This is a genomic window from Oceanobacillus jeddahensis, from assembly GCF_000750635.1.
Taxonomy (GTDB): Bacteria; Bacillota; Bacilli; order Bacillales; family Amphibacillaceae; genus Oceanobacillus; species Oceanobacillus jeddahense.
This window is the reverse complement of record NZ_CCDM010000004.1, coordinates 146,201-161,668: the sequence shown is the minus strand read 5'-3', so window position 1 is coordinate 161,668 and position 15,468 is coordinate 146,201. Positions and strand designations below refer to the sequence as shown.

The window sequence follows — 15,468 nt, the reverse complement described above, 5'->3', positions numbered from 1 at the left end:
ATATACAAGGGGTGTAAAGTTATGGTTGAAAATCAATTGGTTTATATAATTATTTTATCAATCTTTATCCTACTTATGATACTGGTAGGAACAGTTATTGCGAAGAAGATAAAAACAGGAGAAGATTTTTTAATGGGAGGAAGGAATTTAGGTCCTTTCCTGTTAATAGGTACGACAGTTGCTACTGCAGTAGGGACAGGATCAAGTATGGGGGCTGTACAAACTGCTTATGAAAGAGGTTGGGCAGGAGCTTTTTTTGGTATCGGTTTAGGGATTGGAATGATTGCGTTAGTTTTGTTTTTTGCGGATACACGTGATAAAAATTTCATGACTTTTTCGGAAGAATTAAGCTACTACTTCGGTGCAAGTAAAGTAATGAAAGGATCTACGTCTATCATTTTATTTCTTGCTGAAGTCGGCTGGTTGGGTACGCATATTTTGGGAGGAAGTATTTATCTTAGTTGGATAACAGGACTTGACCCAACCATATCTAAAATTATTACAGCATTAGGATTTGGGGTTTATTCTATAATAGGCGGTTTCTTAGCAGTAGTATATACTGATGCTATTCAGGCATTTATCTTATTTATAGGTTTTACATTATTAGCAGTAATATCTTTTTTAAAAGTAGGTGGATTTGCTGGAATGTCGGAAGGGCTTCCAAGAGAACTAACTACTTTTGTTGGCGTTCAAGAAGCTGGATTAATACCAGGTATATCTCTCATTCTAGTTACAATTGTAGCGGTATTAGTTATGCCCGCTTACCGCCATCGAATTTATTCTGGTAAAAATAAAAGTACGGTCATAAGGAGTTTTATTATTTCTGGAATTGTAGCTGTTTTATTTTCAATTATTCCTACTATCGTAGGTTTAGCTGCAAGATTATTAAATCCTGAAATAGGAAATACTGCCTTTGCTTTCCCGTATATGATTACAGAGGTATTTCCGTTTTGGATTGGTGCATTTTTATTAATTGCCGGTTTAAGTGCAACCATGTCCTCAGGAGATTCGGACGCCATGGCTGGGGCTACAATTTTAGTGAGAGATGTATATCAAACAGTAACAGGTTCACTTCCTGATAAAAGCAAAGCTGTTTTTTTCTCAAGAATTGGTCTTGTCATAACGATAGGATTAGCTTTATTATTCACGCTTGGTTCAACAAACATTATTGATTATATAGAAAATATGAGTTCCACCATTATGTCGGGATTGCTTGTAACAGCTTTACTGGGAAAATATTGGTCTCGAGCAACATGGCAAGGAGGAATTGCAGCTATAATAGCGGGTTCAGTGACTTCTTTTACTGTGATGTTGAATAAAGATTTATCTGAATTTTGGGGAAATCCGGTTATACCATCCCTTTTTGTATCTTTACTAACTTGTATAATAATAAGTTATTTAACACCTAAACAGACCATTTCAAAAGAGGAAGCTTTAAAGAAATTGGAAGATGAGAGAATGATTTTTGAAAAAGTACTGTGATTAAAAACTATTAACCATAAAATCCGGGCAACTTTTGTCCGGATTTTTTATGACTCTACTGCTTTGGAATATTTTAATTTTAAGAATCAAATCCTTGGAGGATACTGGTATAATAGGTAACATTACTTAAAAATTGATAAAAAACTAATGTATGAAGGGAATTTTGAAGAGAGAGTACATCTACTTAAATTTTTTCTATGTTAAGCATCGTAAATTAATCATCCAAATTGTAATGAAAAATATTGGTTTCTTTTTGGGTGGCGTAGTGCTTTAATTATTATTCCTTCCTCTCTGTATTAGTTCCGCTTTTCCACTTAGACATTTTTAGGATAGAAAATTATTAAAGTTTTTAACAAGTTATACAACGAAGAGCCCCTTGCAATAATATTATATATCATATATACTAATTGCTGAAACGAGAAAACTAAAAAAGTTTTATCAGTTTTTGAGGGGTGGTTACAATAGAATATCGTATCATTCAAGCTTTTGCAGAAGAATTAAAAGAAAATGGAATTAAATTTACAATGGATGATCTTGCACGAAGATTGGGGATTAGTAAACGTACGCTGTACGAACATTTTTCATCGAAAGCAGATATTCTGGATGCACTAATTGAAGACGCTTTTGCTGAAGTGGATAAGAAAAACGAATTAATTTTACAAAATGATGATATCCCAGTAACTGAGAAGATAAAAGAAGTGATTATCAGTCTACCGACTCACATCGAACTTGTTGATCGGCCAACGTTAGAACAAATTAAACGTTCTTTCCCGGAACAATGGGAGAAATTATCTAAAATATATACAAAAGACTGGGATGAAATGGACGCTTTAATTGAGCAAGGAATTCGTGAAGGCATAATCGCCAATAAAAATGCAGCCTTAATTGTAAAGATGATAAGAGGAGCAGTGGAAACAGCTCAAGATCAGCAGTTCTATATCGTAAACGATATTTCCCTTACGGAAGCGTTATCGCAAATTGCTGATATTATTTTGTACGGATTGGTTTCTAAAGAAGAATAAAAGAGGTCTATGACTTATCCTCTTTTTTTGGTAAAACTAATAAAACCAAAATAGTTTTATATTTAAAAAATACAAATTAAGAAAAGGAGTGGAGTAAAATGCAAAAGGCTGTAATTGAAGTGAAGCAAATGAAAGACTTTAATAGCGACGTAAGAAAAGAAGCCGCTGAAGTGTTTGTGGATGGTTATAAAAAAGAATTAGGCTTTTTTTCAAAAGACCGAAAAAAATTAGTAGATGCATTTCAAAAAATGTTACATCCAGAGGTTTTCTACCTGGCTACACTAAATGGTGAAATTGTAGGCGTGCTCGCTTGTTCCGATAATAAAGCGCGTGGACTCAACATTGATCGAAATACATTAAAAAAGCATTTTGGACTTGTAAAGGGAAATCTAGGATATCACTTTATGAAAGACGATTTTAATAAGAAACTTCCATATGATGATGATACGGGATATATTGAATGTGTTGCCACCTCAGTAAAAGCTAGAGGTAAAGGAGTTTCTACCGCTTTATTTCAGCATGTATTACATCATTCCGCTTATCAGCGTTTTATTTTAGAAGTGATTGATACGAATAAAATAGCCTATCAAATGTATGTCAAACTGGGTTTTATCGATATGGAAAGGAAAAAAGAGCGGTTTTCTTCTTTTAAAGGTTTCAAGGAGCGTATTTATATGAAGCTGGAGGTATAAATTATAACGTTACAGATATTTCTTTATGATAGATGATTTAGGTCAAAAAAGAGAAGAAAAAATTTTTGATAAAACTAGTGAAACTATAAAAACATATATAGTTTTATAATGAAAATTATATTTTGCATTTTACGCTTTATTGACACTTATCGGTATGTTTTTATTTGCTGACCAGCGTTTTAAAGATGATTTAAAACGCTGATTCCAGATTTAAAGAAAAAAATATGATTACCCCCACTTATTCTAACTCAAATAAGTGGGGATAAATTCGGAATTTGATTTTTAGTGTTTCTTCATGCTAACTAATCATTCTACTAACAGTTGATCCAAGCCCCGTTTCCCAGAAGAAAAGGAATACGACCATTAAGCCAAACCAAGATATTCTCCAAACCTTATTATCAGAACGAAATTGGGTAAAATAAAAGAGACCCCAAATTATGAGTGAGGCCCAGACTACAATCCAATACTCAGGCAACACTCCGCCTTCGCTCATTCCTGCACCAAATAACGCTAAAGCGTTAAATGATAACAATAAAAGCAACACAATAATATTATAAATATGAAACGCTTTCTTCCCCAATTAAATCAGTCCTTTCAAGGGTATGTTTCTTTATTCTAATTAATAGTTTGTTAGCTTATTCTATAAGAAAACTAATTTTTCACCCAAACAAAGGCAACGGTTTTAAACATAAATTTCCATGCTGTCATGACTTTTAAAGCTTCCTTTAACACAGGGAAGGTCGCCCATAAAAATAAAAAATTATCTTTGCGATAGATAGTGTCGATAGGTAAGTTACATTAAATTCATTGTTCGATAATGGTTTTCTGCAACGCCTTTTCCTTTACTCTTGTCTCTTAATGACTGGACTATAAAAGGTAGCAATTGAAAAGAAATCAAAGCGTTATTTATGCTCTAATATAGAAAGTAAGCATTGGTCATAAGATTATTGAATATCATACATGTGTGATATTTTTAAAAATTTCTACAGAAAGGTTGAGTAGGATGAGAAAAATTATCTTATCAATGGTCATGTCATTAGATGGATTTGTTGCAGGTGAAGACGGAGACAGCTCTTGGCATGTGATGGATGAGGAAATGCATGATTTTATGGATGACTTTTTGGATTCTGTAGATACACTACTTTATGGACGAGTTGCCTATGAGATGATGCTCCAGCATTGGCCCTCTGCTGAATTTGATAAAAAAAGCACGGAAAAAAATCGCTCATTTGCTAGAAAAATGAATAAGATGAAAAAAGTTGTTTTCTCTCGAACGTTGGAAAAGGCAGAATGGAATGCAAGATTGGTTAAAGGAAATGTGGCTTTTGAAGTGGAAAAACTGAAAAAACAGCCCGGCAAAAATATAGCACTACTTGCAGGCGCAAGCATTGCACAAACCTTTATCCAACATGATTTAATTGATGAGTATCGACTTATACTGAATCCTGTTTTAATTGGAAAAGGGCAACGGTTATTTAATGATGTTAATCAAAAACTTGAATTAATTGAATCACGAACGTTTCAGTGCGGAAATGTGCTCTTAGTTTATAAATAAATACTCCCACCGCTATCCCTATTTATTATTCAAAAAGGATTGGTACGAGAGATGATAAAATGATACAATTCCATTTATATGCATAAATGAAAAGGAATAGGGATGAGGGATAATTTGGAAGTAAATAAGATTCGAAATGAACTATCGATTAAAGCAAAAAATGGGATAGGATTTTTATTAGCAGCTGTTGTTATCTGGTCTATTATTACGATTATATTTTTATTGCCTATCGATATACAACAAAAAAATATATTCATGCTTATTTCCACGGGAATCATGTTCCCTTTATCCATTGGGATATCTACATTGATTAAAGCAGATTGGCAGTTGAAAAATAATCCAACCGGTAATCTGGGGTTAATTTTCAACTTTGCGCAGCTTATCTATTTTCCAATTCTGTTTTTCGGCATGATCACAAACCCGGAGAATGCGATTCTATTTTTTGCCATCATCACGGGCGCACACTTTTTCCCGTATGGCTGGTTTTATAATGCCAAACCTTATTATATTATGGCTCCAGTCATTTCAATTATTATTATGATTTTAGGGCTCTATTTAGATGGAGAAAATCTATGGGCTATATCTTTATCACTTGCTATCCTTTTCCTTCTATTAATCTTCTTATTGACAGTAGATTACAGGAAGAAGCGCGCTGTTGTGGAATCTTAAAAGAACAGGAGCTAATCTAATTAAGGAGGTTGCTATATCGTAATACATATAATTGGGATAAGCTCATTAATGATTATCTTAGGCATGGCTGTTACAAATACAGCTTTCAGTAAGATTGTAGTTGTATTATTTTTAAGTTCTTTGGCTCTGTTTATCGTGAGACTAACATTTGAAAATGAAAGTTTGCTACATGCTTTTATGGATTCGTTTGGTTTATTTTCTGTGATTGCCTTTATCGTGGTTGTCATCAATTATTTTCGAAATCGTTCTGATCATAATGAAAATCAATGAATCATATTATTAACGAAAATAGAGTTGTATTAAAAACATTTCGGCAAAAAATAAGTCCTCTAAGAAAGGGCTTATTTATGCTTTGCCAGGAGTTTTAGAAATACTTATTCAGAAGCATTAAAATAGATAGTTGTTTATTGGATTACCTTTTTTGTTGCTACAGTTATCAGTTTTTATTTCTGAATTTGTGTCTGAAAATTCAATATTTATAGTGTTCTATTTCTTGATATAGATTAAACACACCACTAGCCAAAATCACTAAAGCAAAAAAGGAAAAATTTAGTTGGAATTTTTGCATGGAATAAAGTCCGATTTTACAATATACTTAACAGCTTTACAATTTTCTTACTGTTGATTTTTTACTAATAATAGGTTGTAAGAAGAATTGAAAAGTTTAACCTTCAGTTAATTACAAATTTTGTTTTTTGACTAGTAAAAGCTGTGTAAAATTTGTAGTTTTGATTAAAGTTTAAATGATAGGAGTGTTTTGGAATATCTAAAACAGGGAGGCGATATACTTGAGAAATAAAGTTTTTTCATGGAAAAGCTATGTTTTTTTGATTTCAAGTATCATAGTCACATTATCTATGTTTCTGCTCGATCCAATTTCACAAGCGGCAAATAAAACTGTTTATGATATAGTAGTGATTTTTATACTTGCAGGGTTACCTGTATCTATCATTATGGGGATAGTAGCATTTTGTTCGAAAAACGAGAGAAAAATAATATCTGTTATAGCGCTGATCTTAACTATATTTAATATTGCGGTTATTGGATTCTTTGTATGGTTTGGTGCAAACTTTGCATGAATAAGTAAGTTAATCTGTTAAAGATCGCTCAATTTGAATAAGTTTTCTCTCTGTTAGAACAAAAACCGGCAGGAAAGAAAGAACTGCCCATCCTAATTCAAAAAACAAGTAATATTCGTTGCTGTAAGTTACAAACATTAGGACGATACCTATTAAAATATTAAGGAGTCCCACTATGATCAATATTTTCGCGGAATATTTTTGAGCAAAATCCCATAGTTTTTGATTTTTCATTGACCTTTTGGTTCGATAGCCATATATGCTGTTAATATTATCAGGACTGGAAATCCTTAGAATAATACTTGCCACCAGAGTACCCAAACCAGTGAGAAATACTAACATTCTTATCACCTTCTAACTAAGATAGTTCGTCTAAAACAATCATTACTGCTTTTTCTGGATTCTCTGCAGAGTTAAGCCAGACCTCCATGTCCCGTCAGCTAGATAAATAGCAGTGCCACTTACTGCAACACCACCTTGAGGACCTGCTTCATCTGATTCATCAGTGCGCTCATAAACATTGAAATAATTCTAAAGTTACCTTAACATAAGATTTTTATTCAAAAAAGCATACATTATATCTTTTAGTAGTTCATGCTGCGTTAATTGTTCTCCCATGTAGAACAATAAATATTTCTTTTATAGTCACTAGTGCTGTATAAAATGAAATAGAGGATTCTGCAAAAAGAAGTGTATCTTTTCCTGATGGTTAAAAATGTTTAGCTGAATTGGAATCTGGAAAATATTACTATAGGGAATGGATTATTAAACTTAAAAAATTTGTTGTTATACCGTCATTCTTTTTTGCGAAATATCTTTTCTAAGGGTGGACTATATTGCGGAACCTAATCCTTTATTTGTTAGGTGGTTTTATAATGAATAAAAATAAAGATGAAAAAGATAACAGAAATTATTTCGAAAGTAAGGAAAGGAAAATAGAGATCAGCGATTGGCGTAAATTAATAAACGTTATTCTTTTAGCAGGAGTCTTTTATTTGTTGCATATATTTAATGTTGATGATCATATAGGATTAATAGTATGGCTTCTGATGCTAATCGTATCTGCTGTCATAATTGATAAGATTATCCGGAAAATCTTTTCTTTATTTATCGATTAATTATATTCTTATATCTGCACAGCTGTCTTTAATTCGTATTATAAGTTAGAGGCGGCTGTGTAGATATAAGAACAGTTAAGCTACAGTGCCTGCATACAAAACTTTTCCAAACGAGCTATCAAAAAGTGCATCATGTGCATTTTTTGATAGCTCTTTTTATCACGGAGAATCGTCCGTAAAACTCCTGCCTCAAAATAAAGCGTAAAAATAAATTTATTTAGGCGGGAGATAACGGACGTTAACTCCCATTGAGTGAAGAATCACCTTTAGCTATGAATATTTTCTACTCATAAGATTTAAGGGTTTTTTAAGATTTGAAACAGAAGATTTAAAGAAATTACAGATACACTGAAATTAAGATTAAATAATTAATCTTTGCAGTAGGATAAAACGATATTAAATTTAAAAAAATGGGGTGTTTTGCTTGGAACATATTTTAAGAACAAACCGGTTAACGAAGCAATATAAAGGAGAAATGGTTGTACACGATTTGAATATGAATATCAAAAAAGGGGAAATTTATGGATTTTTAGGAAAGAATGGTGCTGGGAAAACAACGACGATTCGTATGATTATGGGATTAATTGATCCTACTGCCGGTGAAATCGAATTATTTGAAAAAAGAGAGCAAGGTAAAAACCGTCCTTATGGAAAAATTGGAACAATCATTGAAGTTCCCGGATTTTATCCTAATTTAACAGGACAAGAGAATTTAGAAATTCATCGACGCTATATGGGCGTTCAAGAAAAATCTTCCATTAAAGAAGCATTAGAATTGGTTGGTCTTCATCATGCTGGAGACAAAAAAGTAAAAAATTATTCATTGGGAATGAAGCAGCGCTTAGGACTTGCACGTGCTATTCTGCATCATCCTTCTTTTCTTATATTAGATGAACCAACCAACGGACTTGATCCAGAGGGTATTAAGCAGATACGTAAGCTGATTCTGGATTTGGTAGAAAAGCTGGATATTACGGTTTTAGTTTCCAGTCATATTTTAAGTGAAATAGAACAGCTAGCAACGAAAATCGGGATTATTCATCGGGGGAAGTTAATTCAAGAGTTATCTTTGGAAGATATTAATGAAAAAAACAAACAGTATATTCAAGTGGAAGTAAATGAAGCTGAGAAAACATCGGTTATTTTGGAACAAAAACTGAATATCCACCAATATCAAATGGTGGATGAAGGTAAAATCCGGATTTATGACCACTCTCATAGTACCGAATCCATTTCTAAAATACTGATGGAGAATGGTATTGGAATCACATCCATCCATGTTAATGCGGATACGTTAGAAGATTACTTTCTTCATTTGACGGAGGGGGATTAACTTGTTTAATAGTTTTTATACGGAATTCATCAAATTAAAACGATCGAATATTTTTCTCATTTCATTTTTGGCTATACTTATACCTATTATTCTGACGTTGATTCCCCCAGTAATTAATAATATGTTAAGCGAAGGACCGCTTGAAGCTGGATATTTCTTTGATGGAAATCTGGCATTTCTGAACTTAACCATTGGAATCCCGTTGTTTTCTATTATAGCTGTCAACATTTTTGTGAAAGAGTATCAGCAAGGAACCATTAATTTTCTTTTCACGTCACTTCAGGACAGAAAAGCAATCTATTTCGGCAAATTAATAACTTCCTTTGTCAGTATTGTGGTTGTATTTCTTTTGTCATTTTTATTGAATGGGATAATTGTTTTTATTGGATCTCAATATGGTTTCGTGGAGACAGTAACCTCGAGTGTATTTTTGAATTATTTATTGGTTTATTTGTTGTCTATTTTCATGCAGCTTGCTTTGCTTCCCATCGTCATTATTTTAGGAATTTGGTTTCAAAATATTATTATTCCAATGGGATGTGCTATTTTGGGTGTTCTTATCGCAGGGATCGGCTTGCAATCAGAATGGGCATCTTATTTCCCATGGTCCATTCCTCTAAAAACAGTGCAGTCAATAACAGATGGCGGCAGCAATATAACCTTCATTTCAACGCCTATATTGGCACTGGGCTTTATATTTGTTATATCAACCATTATTAGTCTAGTTCTATATAATACAGAAGAAGTTACATGAAAGGTGTCAGGTATGAAAAGTGGAAAAAGGTGGGGATGTTATGCTTCAATTAATTTCAATAGAAATGTTAAAACTAAAACGTTCAAAGATTTTTATGATGCTTTGCGGTGTCACTTTTATCAACACACTGCTTAGCTATTTCATGTTAACCAGACAGCCTGATATGGATACGCTATCTCTCGGAGCATTATTGGAACAAAATATTCATTTCTTTAATTTATTTCTGGGGATTCCTTTGTTTGCGATAACAGCTGGCATCATTCTTTCTCAGGAGTATCAAAATCACTTAACGGATCAATTATTTACGTATAAGGCATCAGAGACAAGAATACTTCTTAGCAAATATATTCTTCTACTGCTGCTTGTTGGATTTACTTTGATGTTTTCATTTGGTTTAACTTACATTTTGGGAATAGTAGTCACTGATGGATCAGTTGAAAATGGGGCAAATGTGTTTCTGTCTTATATCATTTCAGCTGTCTTGCATTTTATGTTGATACCTATCGTTGTTTTTATTACGATTTTAAGCAAAAATCTTGTTGGACCAATAACGATAGCAGTTATTACTGTTTTTTCTACGGGTTTAATTTCCGCAACTGCATTGGCGCCATTTTATCCCTGGTCTTTACCTGTAAGGTTCAGCTATTACATTTTGGGTGTATTGGATGTTTCTTTAGCGATAGCCGGGGTAACAGTATTAATAACATTTATGGTACCATTTGTATTAAGTATTTACTATTTTAAAAAGGTGTAAGAGACCTTTATTTCTATTAGTAAGAGAGGGATATTCAAGTGACAGCTAAAATATTATTAATCGAAGACGACTTTGATACCAACCAGCTTCTTACTAGATATTTACAAAAATCTTCCTTTGAAGTTCATCGTTCTTATGATGGGGAAGAGGCTTCACTCTATCTTGATTCCGTCTCGTATGATCTTGTTATTGTTGATATTATGTTGCCAAATATTTCAGGTTTTGATTTGATTAAAAAAATACGTTTGAATAAGTATACACCTGTAATCATTATATCTGCTAAAAATACATCACAAGATAAAGTGAGAGGGTTAGGTTTGGGAGCAGATGACTACATTACTAAACCGTTTAATATGAATGAATTTCTTGCTCGTGTGAAAGCGCAGCTACGCCGTTTTCAAAAATATAATCAACAAACGGATTCTATCACTGAAAACCTTTATCATGCAGGTATTCATTTAGATTTGAATGCTTATGAACTTCATATTCATGGGGAGATAAAACAGTTACGGGAAAAGGAATTTCAAATCCTAAAATTATTAATGTCTCATCCAAATAGGGTTTTTACCAAAGAGTATTTGTATGAAACAATATGGGGAGAACCCTATTTAAAATCGGATGAAAATAAAATTATGGTGCATATTCGGATGCTGCGGGAAAAGGTTGAAACGGATCCATCATCCCCGCAGCTGATTCAAACCATCTGGGGGATTGGTTATAAACTGGGAGAAGGGGATAAATGATGCCAAACTGGATATTTTGGATAATCTTTGTATGTGCGATTTTTTTCCTTTTGTTTGCGTTATTTCTCTATTTTCATTTGGTCCATTCGATAAAAAAAGTAATATATACACTAAATGATGTAAAATCCGGAGACTATAATCAAAGAGTGCGCCTGCATACAAATTCTCCATTCATTCAGAATTTTGTTAAGAAAATTAATGAACTTCTCCAGCAGTTTCAAACCAATAGGAGTCATAATGTTTACTTGGAAAAGGAAAGAAAAAAGATGATTGCAAATATCTCCCATGATTTAAAGACTCCTTTAACGTCGTTATTGGGATATATGGAAATGGTGAATAATGACCAAACGCTTACCCCTGAAGAAAAAGAAGAATTCATGCGAATAGCTTATCAAAAAGGAAATAAACTCTCTGATTTATTAAATGTATTTTTTGAAATTGCTCAATTAGATTCAGGGGACTATCAAATGAATTTTCAAAAAGTGGATATAAATCGCATGATAAAAGAAACGATTGTTGATTATTATCATGATCTGAAAACACAACAAATGGAACTGGATATGAAACTGCCAGATAATCCGGTATATGTATGGGCAGACCCGAAAAGTATGGAAAATATTCTAGTAAATTTAATTAGTAATGGCTTCATTCATGGGAAGGATGGTAATATGTTAGGAATCCATCTGGAAGTGAAAGAATCCGTGAGCGTTCATATTTGGGATAATGGCAAGGGGATTGCTGAAAAGGATATAGCTAATATTTTTACCCGGTTATACACTGGAGACAAGTCACGGCAACACTTAGGTCATGGGAATGGACTAGGGCTAACAATTACTAAAAAGTTAATTGAAAAAAATAATGGAGCTATTCAAGTTCGTAGTATTCCCTATAAAGAAACAATCTTTTCATTTTCGTTGCCGTTATGTGAGTGATTTTTTCGTGATTATAGTGGGGTATTATTATTTATTGGTTTTTTCTGTCATAAATCGTAAATTTTTAATACAATAGTCCATAATGAAAGTGTCTTTTAAAGTGAATATCATGATAATGGAGGAGCTGGTTATTCAATGGCTGAAGGAGTCATAGAGACTGTGTTATATATTCTCGGTATTGGTGTTGTTATATTTCTTTTAAGTATGCTGTTTAAAGAAAAAAGAATCATCTTGCCTCTGATTACGAGTTTACTTAGTATTATAGTATTTATCGTAAGCTTTTTCGTTAGCAACTGGGGAGGCTTGGGGCTTGCATACATGAGTTTTAATGCTTTTACAGCTTCCGTGATAAATCTTTTTATCCTGACTATTATTAACAAATCTAAAAACAAAGAAAAGCCTGGAAGTTAATCCGAGCTTTTTGTAGTTGAATCCCTTCTAGGTGGTTTGGGGACCATATTTGCAAAAGCTGCGTTCGCAAGTTCAAGAAGAACAATGAATCGAAGTTATATATGACTCAACTAATCGAATTCAGACCGAATCGAGTTTTGCTACATCTTTGAAGCCAACACTATGAGCATTACGGTCCGTTGTATGATAGCAATCATATAATCATCTCAATCAAGTTGACAGCGGTTACGGTTCATTTAATAAAAGATATCAAAAAGAAATGGCATAATCATAACAATCAAGACAAAGAGAGCAACAAGGAAAATTAAGTTGGCAACTAATAATGGACCCCATTCTTTTTTCCAGATTTGATACCAATAGCTCACAGTCCACATGACTAGCATAGTAATTACAATTCCTATATCTATTGGACTAACAGGAGGGATGTTACCAGGTTCACTGATATTCATAAACAAAAGAAGTCCTAAAAAACCGACTGGAAATAACAAGAATATATTAAGTACATGTGCGAATATCAGATACGTTCTCATAAATTACCACCTTGTTTATAATGTAATTTCCAACAATATACTATACGTGGTTTTTATGTACAACAAGAAATGGAACTAGTAAAAAAGAAGGATTAATAGAATAAACGCATTCCCATAGGAGATTTACGAAAAGCACAGTTATATTTGAAAATGAATTTATTATATCCACTACAGTCAATCAAGTGGTTATTCGCTGACTGCTTTCTTCCATAATTCAGCTAAGTTGTAGTTGGTTGATTTTAAAGTTCTTTGGCTCTGTTTATCGTGAGCTAATGATTGAAAAGAAAAAACTGATTCAAGCTATTATGGATTCATATGGTCTTATTATTTTTAATTACTTTTAGAGTGGTTGTAATCAATTTTTAAGAAAATATTCTACTCATTAAAGTAATTAATGGGCTATATTTTGAGTAAGAATAGAATTGTATTCATACAATTTAGCTTGAATTGAGGGCTGTTACACAATCAGGTAATTGATTATGGAACAGCCCTTCTTTTATCAAAATAAAAAGGGCATCTATTTGAAAAAAACTGCATATCTTGAAAGCTTATATTTCCAGGCAGCGGCTTTATTCATACGTTCTGGATTTTTGATTGTTCAGTTTGTATGCAAATGCTAAGTATAGAAAAGCAAAGAATGAGATAAATATAATCACTACTAGAAAGTAAAGAATGGTCGTTGTATTTGCCAGCATATCCAATATAATTGAAACACTTACTACACCAAAAATACTGCCAATTTGACGTGCAAGGTTTACTAATGAAGAAATTTCATTATGATATTTTTCTCCCGTTGATAAAAAAGCTGCATTCATTAATACGGGAGCTATAGCTCCAGAAAAGCCGAAAAGAATAAAACTAACTAAAATAAAAACAGAGCATGTTGCTATTGTGAAGTAGGCAAACAAAAATATACTGCCTGCAATAATAGCTAATAAGCATAGCTGTTGAGTCCATTTTTGTCCTAATTTATTGACCAGAACAGGTGACAAAAATGAAGATATTAGCATACCGGAAACCGTTAAGGGCAAAAATTTCACACCCGTCTCAAGCGTAGACAAAAATAAATGTTCCTGAAAATGAATAGAAAGGAAATACATCACTCCATAGATTGAAAAATTATAAGTAAATCCATTTATTAAGCTGGCAACATTCTGTTTTGTGAATAGTTGCCGCTCTATTACTTGTGTCTGATTATTTCTAAACTTGATACTATATGTATATCCCAAAATTATTAAAGCAATTCCTCCTAAAGTAAATAACAGCGGTGACTGATAGATTACTTTGTATTCCTGTATCATGAATACGAAAATTAAGATAAACAATGCGACCAACATCTGTTCCTTGAAAAACATTGAAATATTTTCTTTTTCTGTATCCTTGATTGCAGCAAGTCCGGTCCAAATGACAATCAAAGAAAAAGGGATATTGATAAGAAAGATACTTTGCCAACCCCACAATTCATTTAAAAAACCACCGACCATCGGCGAAAAGGCAAATGCGATACCTGATGTTCCTGACCATATACCAAAGGCAGTCGCTCTTTTTTTTGGCTCTGTTACCGTCGATGATAAGAGCTTTGTTGCAATAGGTGCAAACATAGCTGCACCAACCCCTTGAATAATCCTAGAGATCACCAATTGTTCATAAGTGTTAGAGAAACCACAGAATAGCGAACCAACCATAAAGATTGAAATCCCCGTGATAAAGGCATTTCTTGCACCTATTCGTTTACTGAATCTGGAAAAAAATAGGATGAACGAAGCAAATACCAATACATAGCTATTTATGACCCAAGAGGTTTGTAAATTGCTTAAATATAATTGTTCTCTCAAGGGTGGAATAATTATATTTACGATATTTGTATCTAGAATAATCAAGAAAGATCCGATGCAAATACTGATTAAGCTTATTGTTTCTCGACGTGTGTATCTCATAAAAACCACCTTATTTCAATTTTTTTTGAACTGTAACTATTATTTCAAAAAAAATTGAAATGTCAAGAAGGAAATGTTATAATAAAATTATGAAAAATACTCATGTTACAGATATTTTTAAGGTACTTCAGGATCCAATTAGAATTCGAATTATTGAGATGTTGCGATTTGATCAAGAAAGGAGGGAGTTTTTTCCGGATTCATCTGAAGCAGAAGGTGGCTTTTGTCCAATGGATATCTTGACGATTTTGCAGGAAGAAGGAGTCCATATTTCTAATACCAAATTGTCTTATCATCTCAAGGAAATGAAGAATACTCATGTTATTTACTTAGTCAAGGAAGGGAAACGTAATTTTTATCTGTTTAATAAAGATAGTCTGGAAATGATTCAAGCCTGGATAAATTTTATATTAAAAGGATAATCACGCATTAATTA

The 15,468-nt window shown here is 32.9% G+C and carries 19 protein-coding genes; 15 read left to right on the top strand and 4 right to left on the bottom strand.

The genetic code is table 11. The features are described 5' to 3' along the window. The first annotated feature begins 21 nt into the window (after nucleotides 1–21). The 3 genes from BN986_RS17425 to BN986_RS17415 all read left to right on the top strand — a co-directional run bounded on the left by BN986_RS17425 (nucleotide 22) and on the right by BN986_RS17415 (nucleotide 3,196). Nucleotides 22–1,482 carry a sodium:solute symporter family protein gene (locus BN986_RS17425; protein ID WP_040982534.1) on the top strand — a complete coding sequence of 487 codons (1,461 nt, stop codon included), beginning with the start codon at nucleotides 22–24 and terminating at the stop codon, nucleotides 1,480–1,482. Between the two features lie 452 nt (nucleotides 1,483–1,934). Beyond that, nucleotides 1,935–2,504, top strand: a complete 570-nt coding sequence (locus BN986_RS17420; RefSeq protein ID WP_244445034.1) for a TetR/AcrR family transcriptional regulator — start codon at nucleotides 1,935–1,937, stop codon at nucleotides 2,502–2,504. Between the two features lie 98 nt (nucleotides 2,505–2,602). Continuing rightward, complete coding sequence (locus BN986_RS17415; protein WP_040982533.1) at nucleotides 2,603–3,196, top strand: GNAT family N-acetyltransferase; 594 nt, start codon at nucleotides 2,603–2,605, stop codon at nucleotides 3,194–3,196. Nucleotides 3,197–3,494: 298 nt separating this feature from the next. Here the strand turns inward: BN986_RS17415 and BN986_RS17410 are convergent, their stop codons facing one another. Continuing rightward, nucleotides 3,495–3,776, bottom strand: a complete 282-nt coding sequence (locus BN986_RS17410) for a hypothetical protein (RefSeq protein WP_040982532.1) — start codon at nucleotides 3,774–3,776, stop codon at nucleotides 3,495–3,497. 423 nt (nucleotides 3,777–4,199) lie between these two features. On the opposite strand from BN986_RS17410, the gene BN986_RS17405 reads away from it, so the two are divergent. The 4 genes from BN986_RS17405 (at nucleotide 4,200) to BN986_RS17390 (ending at nucleotide 6,520) form a co-directional block, all read left to right on the top strand. Then, nucleotides 4,200–4,751, top strand: coding sequence for a dihydrofolate reductase family protein (locus BN986_RS17405; protein ID WP_040982531.1), 552 nt, complete (start codon nucleotides 4,200–4,202; stop codon nucleotides 4,749–4,751). 114 nt (nucleotides 4,752–4,865) lie between these two features. Beyond that, nucleotides 4,866–5,420 carry a DUF7010 family protein gene (locus BN986_RS17400; RefSeq protein WP_040982932.1) on the top strand — a complete coding sequence of 185 codons (555 nt, stop codon included), beginning with the start codon at nucleotides 4,866–4,868 and terminating at the stop codon, nucleotides 5,418–5,420. A gap of 69 nt (nucleotides 5,421–5,489) precedes the next feature. Further along, a complete protein-coding gene (locus tag BN986_RS17395; protein WP_040982530.1) occupies nucleotides 5,490–5,711 on the top strand; it encodes a hypothetical protein in 222 nt (73 codons plus the stop codon). A gap of 518 nt (nucleotides 5,712–6,229) precedes the next feature. After that, a complete protein-coding gene (locus BN986_RS17390) occupies nucleotides 6,230–6,520 on the top strand; it encodes a hypothetical protein (protein WP_040982529.1) in 291 nt (96 codons plus the stop codon). Nucleotides 6,521–6,529: 9 nt separating this feature from the next. Here the strand turns inward: BN986_RS17390 and BN986_RS17385 are convergent, their stop codons facing one another. Then, the gene (locus BN986_RS17385; RefSeq protein WP_040982528.1) at nucleotides 6,530–6,862 is read right to left on the bottom strand and encodes an SdpI family protein; all 333 of its coding nucleotides are present in this window, start codon (nucleotides 6,860–6,862) and stop codon (nucleotides 6,530–6,532) included. 533 nt (nucleotides 6,863–7,395) lie between these two features. Here BN986_RS17385 and BN986_RS17380 point away from each other — a divergent pair. The 7 genes from BN986_RS17380 to BN986_RS17350 all read left to right on the top strand — a co-directional run bounded on the left by BN986_RS17380 (nucleotide 7,396) and on the right by BN986_RS17350 (nucleotide 12,565). After that, complete coding sequence (locus BN986_RS17380) at nucleotides 7,396–7,638, top strand: hypothetical protein (protein ID WP_040982527.1); 243 nt, start codon at nucleotides 7,396–7,398, stop codon at nucleotides 7,636–7,638. A 415-nt stretch (nucleotides 7,639–8,053) separates the two neighbouring features. Beyond that, nucleotides 8,054–8,971 carry an ABC transporter ATP-binding protein gene (locus BN986_RS17375; protein WP_392392298.1) on the top strand — a complete coding sequence of 306 codons (918 nt, stop codon included), beginning with the start codon at nucleotides 8,054–8,056 and terminating at the stop codon, nucleotides 8,969–8,971. A 1-nt stretch (nucleotide 8,972) separates the two neighbouring features. Continuing rightward, complete coding sequence (locus BN986_RS17370; RefSeq protein ID WP_040982525.1) at nucleotides 8,973–9,725, top strand: ABC transporter permease; 753 nt, start codon at nucleotides 8,973–8,975, stop codon at nucleotides 9,723–9,725. Between the two features lie 40 nt (nucleotides 9,726–9,765). Next, on the top strand, nucleotides 9,766–10,479 hold the full coding sequence (locus BN986_RS17365; protein WP_040982524.1) for an ABC transporter permease: 714 nt from the start codon (nucleotides 9,766–9,768) through the stop codon (nucleotides 10,477–10,479). 38 nt (nucleotides 10,480–10,517) lie between these two features. Continuing rightward, on the top strand, nucleotides 10,518–11,222 hold the full coding sequence (locus tag BN986_RS17360) for a response regulator transcription factor (RefSeq protein WP_040982522.1): 705 nt from the start codon (nucleotides 10,518–10,520) through the stop codon (nucleotides 11,220–11,222). Between the two features lie 266 nt (nucleotides 11,223–11,488). Next, nucleotides 11,489–12,154: a sensor histidine kinase gene (locus tag BN986_RS17355; RefSeq protein WP_187378579.1), complete on the top strand. Its 666-nt coding sequence runs from the start codon at nucleotides 11,489–11,491 to the stop codon at nucleotides 12,152–12,154. Nucleotides 12,155–12,289: 135 nt separating this feature from the next. After that, nucleotides 12,290–12,565 carry a YesK family protein gene (locus BN986_RS17350; protein ID WP_040982520.1) on the top strand — a complete coding sequence of 92 codons (276 nt, stop codon included), beginning with the start codon at nucleotides 12,290–12,292 and terminating at the stop codon, nucleotides 12,563–12,565. 236 nt (nucleotides 12,566–12,801) lie between these two features. Here BN986_RS17350 and BN986_RS17345 read toward each other — a convergent pair whose 3' ends face one another. Together BN986_RS17345 and BN986_RS17340 are read right to left on the bottom strand one after the other, a co-directional pair. After that, the gene (locus BN986_RS17345) at nucleotides 12,802–13,095 is read right to left on the bottom strand and encodes a hypothetical protein (RefSeq protein ID WP_040982518.1); all 294 of its coding nucleotides are present in this window, start codon (nucleotides 13,093–13,095) and stop codon (nucleotides 12,802–12,804) included. A gap of 569 nt (nucleotides 13,096–13,664) precedes the next feature. Next, nucleotides 13,665–15,032: an MFS transporter gene (locus BN986_RS17340; protein ID WP_040982516.1), complete on the bottom strand. Its 1,368-nt coding sequence runs from the start codon at nucleotides 15,030–15,032 to the stop codon at nucleotides 13,665–13,667. An 89-nt stretch (nucleotides 15,033–15,121) separates the two neighbouring features. Between BN986_RS17340 and BN986_RS17335 the strand changes: the two genes are divergently transcribed. Next, the gene (locus BN986_RS17335; protein ID WP_040982514.1) at nucleotides 15,122–15,454 is read left to right on the top strand and encodes an ArsR/SmtB family transcription factor; all 333 of its coding nucleotides are present in this window, start codon (nucleotides 15,122–15,124) and stop codon (nucleotides 15,452–15,454) included. Nucleotides 15,455–15,468 lie beyond the last annotated feature (14 nt).

Excerpts from the sequence above, each read along its gene's own strand:
- BN986_RS17425 (WP_040982534.1), top strand. The coding sequence starts at position 22 with ATGGTTGAAAATCAATTGGTTTATATAATTATTTTATCAATCTTTATC.
- BN986_RS17415 (WP_040982533.1), top strand. The coding sequence starts at position 2,603 with ATGCAAAAGGCTGTAATTGAAGTGAAGCAAATGAAAGACTTTAATAGC.
- BN986_RS17405 (WP_040982531.1), top strand. The coding sequence starts at position 4,200 with ATGAGAAAAATTATCTTATCAATGGTCATGTCATTAGATGGATTTGTT.
- BN986_RS17395 (WP_040982530.1), top strand. The coding sequence starts at position 5,490 with ATGATTATCTTAGGCATGGCTGTTACAAATACAGCTTTCAGTAAGATT.
- BN986_RS17385 (WP_040982528.1), bottom strand. The coding sequence starts at position 6,862 with ATGTTAGTATTTCTCACTGGTTTGGGTACTCTGGTGGCAAGTATTATT.
- BN986_RS17380 (WP_040982527.1), top strand. The coding sequence starts at position 7,396 with ATGAATAAAAATAAAGATGAAAAAGATAACAGAAATTATTTCGAAAGT.
- BN986_RS17365 (WP_040982524.1), top strand. The coding sequence starts at position 9,766 with ATGCTTCAATTAATTTCAATAGAAATGTTAAAACTAAAACGTTCAAAG.
- BN986_RS17355 (WP_187378579.1), top strand. The coding sequence starts at position 11,489 with ATGATTGCAAATATCTCCCATGATTTAAAGACTCCTTTAACGTCGTTA.
- BN986_RS17350 (WP_040982520.1), top strand. The coding sequence starts at position 12,290 with ATGGCTGAAGGAGTCATAGAGACTGTGTTATATATTCTCGGTATTGGT.
- BN986_RS17345 (WP_040982518.1), bottom strand. The coding sequence starts at position 13,095 with ATGAGAACGTATCTGATATTCGCACATGTACTTAATATATTCTTGTTA.
- BN986_RS17340 (WP_040982516.1), bottom strand. The coding sequence starts at position 15,032 with ATGAGATACACACGTCGAGAAACAATAAGCTTAATCAGTATTTGCATC.
- BN986_RS17335 (WP_040982514.1), top strand. The coding sequence starts at position 15,122 with ATGAAAAATACTCATGTTACAGATATTTTTAAGGTACTTCAGGATCCA.